This is a genomic window from Zhihengliuella sp., assembly GCF_031178195.1.
Lineage (GTDB): Bacteria > Actinomycetota > Actinomycetes > Actinomycetales > Micrococcaceae > Zhihengliuella.
Genome location: NZ_JAPSJL010000005.1, coordinates 88699 through 100998 on the forward strand (window position 1 = coordinate 88699; position 12300 = coordinate 100998).

General features: G+C 68.1%; 11 protein-coding genes. 7 read left to right on the forward strand and 4 right to left on the reverse strand.

Annotation, left to right across the window (positions count from 1 at the left end; all coding sequences use genetic code 11):
• The first annotated feature begins 122 nt into the window (after nucleotides 1–122).
• A complete protein-coding gene (locus tag RIN46_RS08995) occupies nucleotides 123–419 on the forward strand; it encodes a hypothetical protein (RefSeq protein ID WP_309082197.1) in 297 nt (98 codons plus the stop codon).
• On the opposite strand, the gene RIN46_RS09000 is transcribed toward RIN46_RS08995, so the two are convergent.
• A complete protein-coding gene (locus tag RIN46_RS09000) occupies nucleotides 406–1938 on the reverse strand; it encodes a recombinase family protein (protein WP_309082196.1) in 1533 nt (510 codons plus the stop codon). The two genes, RIN46_RS08995 and RIN46_RS09000, sit on opposite strands and share 14 nt — an antisense overlap.
• A 129-nt stretch (nucleotides 1939–2067) precedes the next feature.
• Here RIN46_RS09000 and RIN46_RS09005 point away from each other — a divergent pair, with 129 nt between their 5' ends.
• Nucleotides 2068–2772 carry an AbiV family abortive infection protein gene (locus RIN46_RS09005; protein WP_309082195.1) on the forward strand — a complete coding sequence of 235 codons (705 nt, stop codon included), beginning with the start codon at nucleotides 2068–2070 and terminating at the stop codon, nucleotides 2770–2772.
• 36 nt (nucleotides 2773–2808) lie between these two features.
• On the opposite strand, the gene RIN46_RS09010 is transcribed toward RIN46_RS09005, so the two are convergent.
• The 3 genes from RIN46_RS09010 to ychF all read right to left on the reverse strand — a co-directional run bounded on the left by RIN46_RS09010 (nucleotide 2809) and on the right by ychF (nucleotide 7373).
• The gene (locus RIN46_RS09010) at nucleotides 2809–3855 is read right to left on the reverse strand and encodes a hypothetical protein (protein WP_309082194.1); all 1047 of its coding nucleotides are present in this window, start codon (nucleotides 3853–3855) and stop codon (nucleotides 2809–2811) included.
• 161 nt (nucleotides 3856–4016) lie between these two features.
• On the reverse strand, nucleotides 4017–6038 hold the full coding sequence (locus RIN46_RS09015; protein ID WP_309082193.1) for an ATP-binding protein: 2022 nt from the start codon (nucleotides 6036–6038) through the stop codon (nucleotides 4017–4019).
• Nucleotides 6039–6269: 231 nt separating this feature from the next.
• Nucleotides 6270–7373 (reverse strand): redox-regulated ATPase YchF, encoded by a 1104-nt coding sequence (ychF, locus tag RIN46_RS09020; protein ID WP_309082192.1) that lies wholly within the window; start codon nucleotides 7371–7373, stop codon nucleotides 6270–6272.
• A gap of 93 nt (nucleotides 7374–7466) precedes the next feature.
• Between ychF and rmuC the strand changes: the two genes are divergently transcribed.
• The 5 genes from rmuC (at nucleotide 7467) to RIN46_RS09045 (ending at nucleotide 12296) form a co-directional block, all read left to right on the forward strand.
• Complete coding sequence (rmuC, locus tag RIN46_RS09025) at nucleotides 7467–8783, forward strand: DNA recombination protein RmuC (RefSeq protein WP_309082191.1); 1317 nt, start codon at nucleotides 7467–7469, stop codon at nucleotides 8781–8783.
• Between the two features lie 96 nt (nucleotides 8784–8879).
• Nucleotides 8880–9797, forward strand: coding sequence for an ABC transporter ATP-binding protein (locus tag RIN46_RS09030; RefSeq protein ID WP_309082190.1), 918 nt, complete (start codon nucleotides 8880–8882; stop codon nucleotides 9795–9797).
• A complete protein-coding gene (locus RIN46_RS09035) occupies nucleotides 9794–10555 on the forward strand; it encodes an ABC transporter permease (protein ID WP_309082189.1) in 762 nt (253 codons plus the stop codon). Before RIN46_RS09030 ends, RIN46_RS09035 begins: the two co-directional genes overlap by 4 nt.
• A gap of 50 nt (nucleotides 10556–10605) precedes the next feature.
• Nucleotides 10606–11688, forward strand: coding sequence for a sensor histidine kinase (locus RIN46_RS09040; protein WP_309082188.1), 1083 nt, complete (start codon nucleotides 10606–10608; stop codon nucleotides 11686–11688).
• Nucleotides 11685–12296, forward strand: a complete 612-nt coding sequence (locus RIN46_RS09045) for a response regulator transcription factor (RefSeq protein ID WP_309082187.1) — start codon at nucleotides 11685–11687, stop codon at nucleotides 12294–12296. Before RIN46_RS09040 ends, RIN46_RS09045 begins: the two co-directional genes overlap by 4 nt.
• Nucleotides 12297–12300: the final 4 nt, after the last annotated feature.

Consider the following 12300-nt stretch of genomic DNA (forward strand, 5'->3'; position numbering starts at 1 on the left):
CGGGCTGGGAGACGGCCAAGCCGCTCTCCGACGGGGATCGGAAGCTGATCGAGGTCATCGACTAGCGCCGACCGGGGCTGGACTGGACGCCTCAAAAGGCGCTGGACAAGCGGTAGGCCGGCGTGGAGGGCGACATCGCTTCCACGTGCGAGTGCGGCTGGAAGGGCGTGCCGGAGGACTGGCCGCCGACTGAGTCGCGCAGCCGCACCGGCGGTCAGCAGTACGTCAGCCACGAATTCACCGTGCGGTCGACCGCCGCTACCGAGCGCCTGGCCGCCGAGGTAGCCGCCGTGGCGCTACGGCACGCTGTCGACGGCTGGGATGGCGACGAGACGGTGGCCGAGTGGCTCGAGGCCCGGACCGAGCACATCGAGGGAGTCGGCCGATACGACCTGGAACACTGGTCTACTTCGGAGTGACCTTCACCGTCTCAGGGTCGAACGTCTTCCGTCCGCGTGGAGCGGGAAGGAGCTCAACAGTGCAGAAGAAGTCGACGACGCGGCGCTGTATCGCCAGGTCCGCGTCGTCGAACGCGGCCACGGGATCGTCGGCGTTTAGCACTCCCCCGAGGTCAGTGGTCGCGGTAAGCGATGTGCGCTCCGCCTCGAGCACGACGATCTTCGCACTCTCACGCTCGCGCACGCGCTTGAGGTCGTAGCTCTCGATGATCTCCTCGTCGTAGTCGTGCTGCGCGCGCTTGATCTTCCCCTCGTGCACGGCGATCTGCGCCTGGATGGCGCGCAGCCGCGGCTCGTCGCGGCTCGGCAGCACGTCCTTCAGGTCGGGGCGCGCGAGCCTCTCACGCACGATCCGCAGCACCCAGTCGTCGACGGGTGACCGCACGCGCATGACGTGACCGCCGCAGCGGTAGCGGACGCCGTGCGCCTTGACAGGCTTCCCGCAGATGCCGCAGAGGAAGAGGCCGGAGCCCAGGTGCTTGCGCGAGGTCGAGCCGGTCTTGTTGGTGACGCGCGCCGGCATGTCCAATCGCTCCTGGACGGCGAGCCAGGTCGCCTCCTCCACGATCGGCTCCCACTGGCCCTTGACCCGGTCGCCGTTCTCGTCGCGCAGGACCTGGGCGTACCAGGAGCGCCGCTTGTTCTTCGTCCGATCGCGGCGGTCGGTGTACACCGACCATCCGGCGTACCGCGGGTTGCGGAGGATCCCCAGGACGGTCGAGCTGCTCCAGGGGCCGTCCTCGGGCACCTGCCGAGGATCGAGGCCTTCCACGGCTCGGCGCTCGTTCCGCTCCTCCGCGAGGGTCCGCGTGAACCGCTGCACGCGGTGGAGCGACTTCGGGATGTGCTTCGCCTCCTTGCCCGAGAGACCCGCCGCGAGGGCGGCGAGAGAGGGGCCGTCTTTCACGGCGAACAGCTTGAAGAGCTCGGCGACGACCTCGGCCTCGTGCGGGATGACCGTTCCGTCGATGTCGTAGCCGAACGGTCTCACGCCCTTCGGGGGCCGGCCCTGGGCGGCTCGCTGGACGTGCGCCGCGCTCTGGCGGGCCGACTTCCGCTCGACCTCACCGCGGGCGACCGCGGCCTTCACGCGCGCATAGAGGCGGCCGCCGTCGGTGTTGAGGTCGGCCTCGCCGTTTGCCGTGACGAGCTTCAGATCGCGATCCTCGGCGGCGTCGATCCAGTCCTCGAGCTGGCGCGGCTGGCGGGTGAGGCGGTCGAGGTCGTAACAGACGATCGCGTCGAAAGAGCCCGACTCGTAGTCACGCACCATCTCGTCGTAGGCCGGGCGGACCTTGGTCTTGTCCGTCGCGCTCTTGGACTGGTCGACGTACTCGCGCACGACCTCCCACCCGCGGTCCTTGGCGATCCGCTCGCAGTCGGCGCGCTGACGATCGATGGCGAGGCCGTCCATCTCGCGGTCCTGGCTGATGCGGAGGTAGATCGCCGCGCGGACGGGTGCATGAGGGCTCTGGTGCATAGACCCAGTCTACACGTCAGAGGTTACTTTTCTACGGAACGCCGAACTGTGTCGCCGCCACTCATGGGGGATGCTGGCTGCGCCATCCGCGATGCCACGGCTGGAACTCAACTGCGGGAGAATCCTCTTATGGAGATGCATCCGAACACAGCGCGAACGCTCTGGAAGGCGCTCATGGACAACGCCTCCGGACTCATCGCCGACGCCCATGCCCTGCTTGAGCGCGGGTCGTTCGGCCGCGCCCGCTCGCTCACGGTCCTCGCACAGGAGGAGCTGGGCAAGGCGCTGTGGATCTACGAGACCTTCGAGCAACCATGGAGTTCTGGCGCGGACGACCTCCGAGAGGTCCCGCGGCTGACGTCGGACGGTCGCCGCCACGCCGTGAAATACATGGAGGCCTTCGTCTTCGGTCAGGAACTCGCGGCGTTCTGGGGCGACTACGAGTCCTATGAGCTCCCGGAGGACCAGTCACAGGAGGGCTGGACGGCTCACCTCGCGAAGAAGAGGAGCGAAGCTGAGGTCGCAGGCAAGAGAGCCAACGAGGAGAAGATGGCCGGCTTCTATGTCGACCTGGACTCCTCGGGCGAGGCGGTGCTCTCTCCCTCCGACGTCTCGGCAGGGACGATCTCCGACGACCTGCAGACCGCGGCGCAGGTCGTCGAGATGCTGCTGATCAAGGACCACAGTCGGATGAAGCTCGAGGCCACGACGCCCTACGACAGCACGCACGAGCAACAGCACAGACTCCTGCCGATCTCGCACCCCGAGGACTGGGCGGCGGCGTCGCAGGAGTTCAGAGACGGCGGCTACATCATCAAGGGCAGCAACGACTGAGCAACGCCGTCATCACCGCCGCAGGCCCGTGCGAAACTAGCCGGATTCACGGGCCACCCGGTTGGCGTAGCCGATGAGGCTCGTGACGAGCATGAGCACCTGGATGCAGTTCCTCTTGCTGAACTGGCGAGAGGAGACGCCGTGGACGCTCGCGTGGCGCGAATAGTAGTGCGGCACCTTGTCGCCCTTGTGCTTCCAGAACTCCTCGTGCGCGTTCCAGATCGGCAGCCACACGAACGCTTCTCGGACGCCCATCTCGTCGATCGCCTCGGGGAGATCAGCGCCCCTCTTGCGATTCGTGATGACCCCACGGGCCTTCCGATCGGGATAGAAACGATAGATCAGCGTGTCCAGCGTGACGGTGAACATGGCCTGAGCCGAACGAGCGTGCCCGGCCCGCATCGCGCCGAGGCCGTCGAGGGCGAATGCCCGCTCATCGCTGATCGCCTCGTGCTCCGCCCGTTCGAGCACGGCGGCACAGTCCTCCATGAGCGACTCGTAGCAGTCGCCGAGCACTCGTCGCCGTCCTGCGCGATTCTTCGCCCGCAAAAGCCGCAGTGCCGTCCGCCCCCGTGGCACGAGGTAGAGCGGGATGCCCTCCTGCTCCAGGAACCCGTGCACCTGATGCGCCTGGATCTCGTCGGCGTAATCCCTCAGGTTCGGCGGTAGGAGAGCCCGGTTGAATCCGCGCAGCAGCTCCGGGTCGAAGAGCGGCTTCAGCGAGCTGCGCAGGCCCTCGAACATCTCGGACTGATGGGCAGTGATCTGCTTGAGCATCGACTCGGTCGCCGGACTGGCTCCGATGCCCTTCCACACCGGGAAGTCGATCATCGGACCTGTGAACTTCGGGAGGCTGGCCGCGATCGACGTCATCTGCTCCCGGAGTCGCCCGTTGTACGGCTCGATCGCTTTCTTGACCATCAAGTCGTAGTCCGGCAGAGCGGCCTTCATCTGATCCTGCAGGAGTCGGTTCAGCGGCCCCGTGATCGCTCGTGCGTACTCGGAGGTGTCCGGGAGCATTGCTTCCAATTGCGCCCGGATAGGTGCGAGCATCTTCGCCGCAGCGTCGTCAATGCCGGGCATCAATGACTGCGAGAACCCGGCCGGCAGTCGAAGGCCGAACGGGGGCTCAAAAGCTGCGTCCGGCGAGGTCGTGTCGCCATCGTCAGCCGGCAATTCCTCTGCCGCCTCACGATCCTGCTCGGAGTCGCCCCCGCGATCTTCGTCCTGGTCCATCGCGACGGCTAACTCGACGGCAGGCCGAGCTTGTCGAAGAAGGCTCGGTTTCGCTCGGTGGCAGCGTTGACGAGACGATCGAAGCTCATGACCTCGATATAGGCCTTGTACGGCTCGATGAAGCCGAAGTAACCCATCCCGTCGTGCGTCATGGTCAGGCCCGATAGCTTGCACCGACTCACCATCGTCGGGGTGAGGTCGGCGATGATGTAACAGAAGGCTGGCGGGTCGTCCGCCGAGGGAATCGGCCTTCCCGTGGCCGTCTTCGCGACGCCGGCTCGAACCCGTGCGACATAGTCGAGGCACTGCTCGATGGGATTCTTTCCCTCGGCCGCATCATCGCGCATTGGACGCTTGAGCTCGACGACGACGATTGACTGCAGTGGCAGCTTCTTGCCTTCAGCGGTGAGGACCGGAGAATCCGGCTCGATGACGCGCGTCGTGAGCACATCGGGCCTCTTCATCGAGTCGTCGTCCGTTATGGAGATGGTCTTGAACGGCTTGTCTGAGGCGAGGAAGTCGTGGAACACGAGCCTCTCGTCGAGAATCCAGAGGTTCGAGGCGTCAGCGCCGACCTCCGCCGACTCCTTCCGCATCGGGAAGAGGAGCTCGTGGATGGATTCCTCCCGAGCGTATTTCCCGTCGTCGTCCGCCTGGATCAGCTTGTCGAGGATGTCAAGCGTGGTCCGTCGACGGAAGACGTAGTTCGCCAGGTCGGACTGGTTGAACTCCTTCACCGTCTCGAGATATTTCGCCAGGCGCTCTTCGTACCCTTCAGGCCTGTCGCCGTCCGACTCCGCGAATACGGCCTGGCCCTCGGCCAGCACATCGGCCTCGATCTTCTGGCTGCAACGGTGAAGCTCCAGCTCCAGATCCTGATCCTTGATTGACGGGTCGATGGCGAGGCCGAGGGACTCGATCCGATTGATCAGCGGGCGGTACTTGGGCGCTTTGGTGCTGATGTACTGGTGCATCCGCTCCCGCCCGGCCTGCTGGGCGGATGCCAGTGGCTCAGCCAAGCTCCGCGCGATCTCCGCGAACACGCCTTTCCTAATGTCATCGAGGGAGGGCTCGTCGATCAGGGTCTCCCCAGGGACTCGTTCGGGGAGATCGAAGTCCGTGCGGTCAGAGCGAACGTGATCGTCGAGGAACTTCGATGACAGGTAGCACACGTACGTGAACTCGGTCGATGCCTCGTCCCTCAGTCGGCCGTACAGCCCTGGCACCTTGCCAGCGATGCTCTCGTCCTTGACGACGCGATTCGCGGCGCACCAGTGCAGGCGCGGGCTGGAGTTGCGCACCGACGACTTGAGCCGGAGGCCCAGCAGGTCGAACTTTTCCCCCTTGATGTCGATTGTCGCCCTCGTCGTCTCCGAGTACCCCGAGTCGTCGAGCAGCTCCCTGAGCGAGATCGAATCACCGTCATCGTCGGAGACGATCACGTCCGGCGCTCCACCAGGACGGAGGAAGTACCAGATGCAGTGCTCGAACACTTCGCGAGCGATCGCTTCCACGGTCTTCGCGGCGCTCTGCTGGTACGTCTGCTTAAATCCAGTCAGGCTCACCACCGAGCCTGCGTCGGTGATGCCCTCGGGAGCGGCGTCCTGCTCGACCTCGCGCGTCACCGAGAACTTGAACTGGCGTCCCTGGAGCGACCCATCGTCGTCGCAGTACGCGCTTCGAACCTCGACGCGGTCGAAGGCCTTGAGCCACAGGAGCCTGCCGACCCCGCGGCATCCGAGCCCGGCCTTGAAGTCGCTGTCGAGCGTCTCGAAGGAGGCCATGTTGTCCGGGGTGAAGCCCACACCGTTGTCCTCGACGCTGAAGCCGATGATCGGCTTCAGCGGCACGCGTCCCGGGGCCGCCGGCGAGAGGTCAAGCGCGTCTTGTGGCTCTCGCCTGATCCGCACCCTCAGCGACCCGCGTTCGACGTCGTCGCCGTAGCGGGCGTCGATCGCCTGGATGCCGTTGACGACAGCTTCCAGGAGGGGCAGCAGGGCGTGGGTCTTGGGCAGCGTGGTGTTCTGCACTCGACCAGCCAGAGACGTCCTCAGCGCCATTGCTCCTCCTCCTTATCGACACCTCGAACACTAGAACGGGCCACTGACATTGAGCGCGAAAGTCGACTGCGGCGCGTCGAGCGGATCAGTAGCCACTGGCCACGCTCGATTCGTACAGACCTCTAGCACTCTGCGCATCACGGAGGGGCTGGCGAACTCCTGCCTTCGTGATCTCTGTTGAGTCCGAGTGGGAAACGAGTCCTACTTCTTCCCGCCAGAGGTTAATCCACTACGGAACTCCACCACGTCGCCATCCTGCATGACGTAGTCCTTGCCCTCCATGCGGGCCTTGCCGGCCGAGCGCGCGTTGGCAACCGAGCCGGCTTCCACGAGGTCGTCGAACTTGATGACCTCGGCCTTGATGAAGCCGCGCTGGAAATCGGTGTGGATCACGCCGGCGGCCTCGGGCGCCGTCGCGCCCTGCGGGATCGTCCAGGCGCGGGTCTCCTTGGGGCCAGCCGTCAGGTAGGACTGCAGGCCGAGCGTCGAGTAGCCCACGCGCGCCAGCTTCTCCAGGCCGGACTCGTCGTAGCCGGCCTCGTGCAGCATCTCCTCGGCCTCGTCCTCGTCCAGCTCCACCAGGTCGGCCTCGAACTGGGCGTCGAGGAAGATCGCCTCGGCCGGCGCCACGAGCTCGGTCAGCTCGGCCTTGAGCTCGGCGTTCGCGAGCCCGGCCTCGTCCATGTTGAAGACGTAGATGAACGGTTTGGTGGTCATCAGCTGCATCGGCTTGAGCTCGACCAGGTCCAGCTTGGCTGCCGCGGCGCCGGCGAAGAGCGTCTTGCCCTCCTCGAGGACCTTCTGCGCCTCCTTGACCGTCTCCACGAAGGACGCGTCGATCTTCTTGGCGCGCAGCTCCTTCTCGAGCCGCGGCATCTGGTTCTCGATGGTCTGCAGGTCAGCGAGGATCAGCTCGGTGGCGATCGTCTCGATATCGGAGGCGGGGTCCACCTTGCCGTCCACGTGCACGACGTCGGAATCCTCGAACGCGCGGGTGACCTGGCAGATCGCGTCGGCCTCGCGGATGTTCGCGAGGAACTTGTTGCCCAGCCCCTCGCCCTCGGAGGCACCCTTGACGATGCCCGCGATGTCCACGAAGGACACGGTCGCCGGCAGGATCTTCTCGGACTTGAAGATGTCCGCGAGCACCTTCAGCCGGGAGTCCGGCAACGGCACCACGCCGATGTTCGGCTCGATCGTCGCAAACGGGTAGTTTGCCGCGAGAACCTGCGCGCGCGTAAGTGCGTTGAACATGGTGGACTTGCCGACGTTGGGCAGTCCGACGATTCCGATAGTTAGAGCCACGGCAGACGAGTCTACCCGCCACGCTCCGGCCGCGCTTCCCGGCGGACGCGGCCCGTGCTCTATCCCGTGGGCGGGTCCGGCGATGCTGGTGCCATGGATACTCTCAGCGCGATTCTCCCGGTTCTGACGTTGCTTGTCGGTGCGGCGCTCGGCGCGGCCGGCGCCTGGTGGGTTGCCGGCCGCACCAGCGACGGCCCGTCCCAGCAGGAGTACGACGCCGTGGTGCAGCGCCTCAACGCGGTCCAGGTCTCGCTCGCCGCGGCCGAGGCGGAACGCACCGCCCTCCAGGAGCGACTGGCGGCCGAGCAGCAGTCGTGGCAGGAGCGTCTCGCGGCGGAGCGGTCGGCGCTGCAGAGCCAGGTGATGGCGGAACGCGAGCGCTCCGGCCAGGACCGGTCCGTCGCCCAGATGCTCGCGCCCCTGGCGGACCGATTGCGGACCGTCCAGGAGCACGTCGCCCTGCTGGAACGGGACCGGGTGGAGCAGTTCGGGCAGCTCAGCCAGCAGCTCGCCGCCGCGGCCGAGCAGGACGCCGCACTACTGCGCACCACGGCCTCCCTGGCGGGCGCGCTGAAGAACAATACGACGCGCGGCACTTGGGGCGAGGCGCAGCTGCGCCGCGTCGTCGAGGCGGCGGGCATGCTCGCCCAGGTGGACTTCACCGAGCAGGCCACACTCCGGGCCGTGAGGAATGGGGCGGGTGCCGGCCTGCGCCCGGACATGGTCGTGAATCTCCCCGGCGGCAAGGCCGTCGCCGTCGATTCCAAGGTGCCGCTGAGCTCCTACCTCGCCGCGCAGGAGATCGGCGCGTCGGGCACGCTCACGGCGGAGCAGGAGCAGGAGTGGTCGCGCCTGATGGCGGCGCACGCCAAGGCGCTGCGCTCCCATGTGGACCAGCTGGGCTCCAAGGAGTACTGGGATTCCCTCCCCGGCTCCCCCGAGCTCGTCGTCTGCTTCCTGCCGGCCGAGTCGTTCCTGGCCTCCGCGCTCCAGGCGGACCCGGGGCTACTGGACCACGCCTACTCGAAGAGCGTGGCGCTGGCGTCTCCCGCCACGCTCTTCTCCATCCTGAAGGGCCTCGCCTTCGCCTGGCGCCAGGAGTTGCTCACCGACAATGCGCGCACTCTGTTCGAGGAGTCCCGGGAGCTCTACAAGCGGCTCGGGACCCTCGGCGGGCACATCAACGGGCTGGGGAAGTCGCTGAAGACCTCCGTCGAACGCTACAACTCGTTCGTCGGGACACTCGAGTCGAGGGTCCTGCCGTCCACGCGACGGCTCCAGGACCTGGATCCCGGCCTGAAGGAGTCCACGCAGTCGGAGGCCCTCGACGTGACGCCGGTCGAGTCCACGCCGCGGGTACTGAGCGCACCCGAGCTCTTGCCCCAAGAACTGACCCAGGAATCGGCGTGAGCCGGACCGCATGAGCGTGGCTGCATGACAACTGTCATGGACGATTCATGATCGCGGGCCCGGGTGCGGAGCAACGAGCCGACCTAGCGTGAGGGCATGGACACAGCACCCGTCATCAGTCTCCGCGGCGTCCGCCGCTCCTTCCCCTCCGGCGGCGGCCGGGTCCGCGCCGTCGACGGCGTCGACCTGACCGTCTGCACCGGCGAGGTCGTCGCCCTGCTCGGGCCCAACGGCGCGGGCAAGACCACGCTCATCGACATGATCCTCGGCCTCACCGTGCCAGAGCACGGAACCGTCGAGGTCCTCGGAACCACGCCGCGGAAGGCCGTCACCGCCGGCCGTATCTCGGCACTCCTCCAGACCGGTGGCCTCCTGCCCGACCTCACCGTCCGCGAGACCGTGCGCATGATCGCCTCGCTCCACCGCGCCCCGCTCGGTGTCGACGAGGTCCTCGAAGCGGCCGGCGCCACGGACTTCGCGTCCCGGCGCGTCTCGACCTGCTCCGGCGGCCAGCAGCAGCGCCTCCGCTTCGCCCTCGCACTGCTCACCCGGCCGGAGATCCTCATCCTCGACGAGCCCACCGCCGGCATGGACGTCAACGCCCGGCGCGCCTTCTGGGACAGCATGCGCTCCCTGGCGGACGGCGGGTCCACCGTCGTCTTCGCCACCCACTACCTCGTGGAGGCCGAGCAGTTCGCCCGCCGGGCCGTCCTCATGAACGCAGGGACCATCCTAGCCGATGGACCCACGGACGAGGTCCGTCAGCGCGCCGGCGTGGCCCGCGTCACCGTCACCTGGTCGCCCACCGACACCGAGCTTCAGGCGCTCGAGCATGTCGTGGACGTCCAGCGGCACGGACCGCGCCTCGAGTTCCGCACCGACGACGCCGACGGGCTCGCACGGCACCTCCTGACGCACACCGACGCCCACGGTCTCGAGGTCGCGCCCGCGAGCCTCGACGAGGCCTTCCGCTACCTGACCGCAGGAGAGACCGAGAGGACGGTTGCAGCATGAGCATCGGGACCTACATCGCCATGGACTTTTGGAGGAACCTCCGCAATATCGGCAACAGCTTCTTCGTCATCGTCCTGCCGACGGTCCTGTTCCTCTTCTTCGGCGCCTCGATGGAGTGGTCGAACGTCCCCGTCGGCGAGGGCAACGTCAGCGCGTGGACCATGATCTCGATCGCCTGCTACGGCGCCGCCATGGCCGCCACGTCGCTCGCCGGCTCTGCCGCCGTCGAGCTGCAGCAGGGCTGGGGCCGCCAGCTCGCGCTCACCGCGCTGCCGCACGGCGGGTTCGTGATGGCGAAGACCGCGGTAGCCCTCGGCATCGCCGTGCTGCCCGTGCTCGTCCTGAACATCACGGGCGTCTTCACGGTGACCGACATGCCCGTCGGCACCTGGATCGCCACGGCGCTGCTGACCGTCGTCGGCGTCGTCCCGTTCGCGCTCTACGGACTCGCGATCGGCATGGCCTTCCGCTCCGATGCCGCCGTGGGGACCGCGACCGGCCTGCTGGTGATCTTCAGCTTCCTCGGCAACGCGTTCACCCCGCTGGACGGCGTCCTGCTGGACATCGGCCGCTTCACCCCGCTCTACGGCGTCGTCGCCCTGGCCCGCTACCCGCTCACCGGCGGCGACCAGATCTCCATGAACGGCATCGCCGGCAACGATCCGCTCTGGATGGTGCTGGCCAACGTCGTCGCGTGGACGCTCGTCTTCGCGGCGGCGTGCCTGATGCTGCAGCGTCGACGGACCAGGAGGCAGTAGCCATGGCCCTCCACCCGACCGGGCCCTCCGTGGCTGGCAGAATGACCGACATGGACAGCGCCGAGCAGCCGAAGCGCCCCGTCGCGGGCATCTTCTACGCCGCGATCTGGCTGCTGTTCCTCGGGTTCCCGGTCGCGTCGGCGCTCGGCGGTCCGGCCGGTCCCGCGTGGACCACGGTCGCGCTCGTCGCGGCGATCGCGTTCGCGGCCGTCTACATCTGGCTGTTCTGGGTGCTCTCCGGCGAGGACGTCGGTGTCGCCGCCAACCGTCGGCGCCTGATGGTCGGCGTCCTGGCGCTCGCTGCGCTCGCGGCACTCGCCACGCCGGCGGCCGGCCCATGGGTCGCGGCCTTCACCCCGTTCATCGCCGCGGTCCTGGTGTTCAGCCTGCCGCTGGTGCCCGGCCTGGCCGCGGGAATCCTCGTCTGGCTGGTCCCCAGCTCTGTCGCCGCGCAGTTCTCCGGGACGCTCTGGACGCTGCTCGGCCCCGGCTTCGGCGTCGCCGTCATCGTCTTCGCCCGCCTCATGGAGCACAACGAGCGGCGGGCCCGGGACGCGCAGAACCACCTGCAGGTCGCCGCCGAGCGCAACGCGATCGCCCGCGACGTGCACGATGTCCTCGGCCACTCGCTGACCGTCCTGTCCATCAAGGCGCAGCTGGCCCGGAGGCTGCTCGACCTCGACGTCGACCGCGCCCGCGAGGAGCTGGACCAGATCGACGCTCTCGCCCGCGAGTCGCTGGGACAGATCCGCTCCACGGTCACCCGGCTGCGCACGCCGAGCCTGGCCTCCGAGCTGGAGGCGGCGCGGACGGCGCTCGAGGCCGCCGGCATCCGGGCCGACGTCGTCGTCGATCCCGAGGTGCGGGACGACGGCGGCGACCTCTTCGCCTGGGCCGTGCGCGAGGGCGTCACCAACACCGTCCGGCACTCCGGGGCCACCCACTGCCGGATCGACGTCCGGCCCGCCACCCTCACGATCGCCGACGACGGCGCCGGCTGCGGCGGGGCCGAGCACGGGAACGGGCTGCTGGGGCTCCGGGAGCGCGCCCGCGGCGTCGGTGCCCGCGTCGAGGTCCGGCCCACCCACCCCGAGGACGAGCGTCCCGGAACGACCCTGGAGGTGAGGCGGTGACGCCGATCAGGCTGCTGCTGGCGGACGACCAGGACCTGGTGCGCGGCGGTCTCGCGGCCCTGCTCTCGCTGGAGCCGGACCTCGAGGTCGTCGCCCAGGTCGGCCGCGGGGACGAGGTCCTCGACGCGGTGCGCCTCCACCGCCCGGATATCGCGCTGATCGACATCGAGATGCCCGGCGCCGACGGCATCGAGGTCACCCGGCAGATCACGTCCGCCCTGCTGGGCTGCCGCTGCCTGATCGTCACGACCTTCGGCCGGCCCGGCTACCTGCGCCGGGCGATGGAGGCCGGTGCCTCCGGATTCGTCGTCAAGGACACGCCGGCCGAGCGCCTGGCCCAGATGGTGCGGCAGGTCGCGTCCGGCCAACACGTGGTGGACCCGCAGCTCGCCGCCGACTCGCTCGCGGGCGGGATCGATCCGCTCACCGACCGGGAGCGGGACGTGCTCCGGGCCGCGGCCGCGGGCGGCTCCATCCGCGCCATCGCCGAGTCCGTGCGCCTCAGCCCGGGGACCGTGCGGAACCATCTCTCCAGCGCCATCGGCAAGACGAACACGCAGAACCGCTACGAGGCGGCCCGCGAGGCCCAGCACCGCGGCTGGATCTGAACCG